General features: G+C 75.3%; 1 protein-coding gene. It reads left to right on the forward strand.

Going from position 1 to position 1,481, the window contains the following annotated elements:
• Positions 1 to 88: 88 nt before the first annotated feature.
• Positions 89 to 1,339 (forward strand): MFS transporter, encoded by a 1,251-nt coding sequence (locus FNQ90_RS22900; protein WP_182608091.1) that lies wholly within the window; start codon positions 89 to 91, stop codon positions 1,337 to 1,339.
• Positions 1,340 to 1,481 lie beyond the last annotated feature (142 nt).

The raw sequence follows: 1,481 nt of genomic DNA on the forward strand, positions 1-1,481 counted from the left end.
GAACCGCCCCAACTCCCGTCTCTCCGCCCCGGCCCGTGTCGCCGTCGGGCAAGTCCTTCACGCTCCATCCCACCGCTTTCGAGGAGCCATGCCCGCTGTCGCGTCGTCGACGCCTCCCATCTCCCCATCCGTGCCACCGGAACTGATCCGGCGTGTGCACGCCCTGCGCGCCGGGGACCGACTGACCACCTCGATCGTGGACTACCTGGTGCCCGTGCTGGTGTACCAGTTGACCGGCTCCGCCACCTGGGCGGGTGTGGCGTTCGCCGCCGAGTGGATCCCGCGCATCGTGGCCATCGGCCTCGGTGGCCCGCTCGTCGATCGGCTGCGTCCGCGTGTCGTCCTGCTCGCCGTCGCCCTGGCCCGGACGATCCTGCTCACCGGGGGAATGGCGGCACTGGCCGCCGGGGCCGGGGCGCCCGCGATCGTCGTGCTGGGAGTGGCCTGCGGGTTCCTGGCGAAGGTCGCCTACCTGGCCACCGAGACGCTCGGCGCGGCGGTCGGCCGGGGGCATCGGGACCAGGCCCGGTTCCAGGGTGTGCAGACCGCCATCGACCAGGCGTGCGCCATGGTCGGGCCCCTGGTGGGCGGGGTGCTGCTGGTGGTCGGCGGGCAGATCGGCCTGGGTGCCGCCCTGGCGCTGTCCCTGATCACCGCACTGCTGGTGGCGGTGGTGCGGATGCCGCCCCCCGCCGGGGCGGAGGGCCGGGACAGGCGGCGCTCACGCGGACTGCGCGCCGGTGCCCGGGCGCTGCGGGCGGCGCCGGCCCTGTGCTGGTTGCTCACCGGGCTGGTCACCATGAACCTGCTGACCGGGCTGCTCCAGGCGGCCGTCCCCGTGATCGTCTCCTCCCACGGCCGCTCGGCCGCGGCCACCGGCGCGGTGTGGAGCATCGGTGCCGCCGCATCCCTGCTCGCCGCCCTGCTGTGCGCCCGCCGGTTGGGGCGGGTCGGTGTGCCGGCCATCGCCCTGAGCGCCTCCCTCACCGCCGCCGCGGCCGGTGTCGGCGCCGCGCTGGCGGGAACCTACGCGCAGTTCGTCGCGTCGATGGCGCTGCTCGCGGCGGCCGAGGGCGCCGCCCTGGTCGCCCTGCGCACCACCCGGGCCCGGCTGATCCCCCAGCACGTCTTCGGCTCCACGGTGGCCGTGATGGCGCTGGTGCTGCTGGCCCCCATGCCGGTGGGCGGGCTGCTGCTGGCCGCCGCTCCCCGGGCCGGGCTTCCCGCGCTGCTGATCGCCGTGGCCCTGCTGCACACCGCCATCACCGTGATCGCCGCGTTCGGCCTGCGCCGTCACCGGCACTCCCTGACCGCCGTCCCGCTCTCCCCGACTCCGTGAAGGAAAACTCCGTGCACGACAGCGACCGGAAGCTGATCATCCTCGTCGGCCGCGGCGACCCCGTCTACCGCGGCTACGCCCTCGACGCCCTCACCTCCCGCCACCGCGTGGCCCTGATCGACCGCACCGTCCCCGCCCGGCC

It is taken from the genome of Streptomyces alkaliphilus (genome assembly GCF_014141535.1).
In the GTDB taxonomy this organism is placed as follows: Bacteria; Actinomycetota; Actinomycetes; order Streptomycetales; family Streptomycetaceae; genus Streptomyces; species Streptomyces alkaliphilus.

Bases quoted from the DNA above. Each gene is read 5' to 3' on its own strand.
- FNQ90_RS22900 (WP_182608091.1), top strand. From the start codon at position 89: ATGCCCGCTGTCGCGTCGTCGACGCCTCCCATCTCCCCATCCGTGCCA.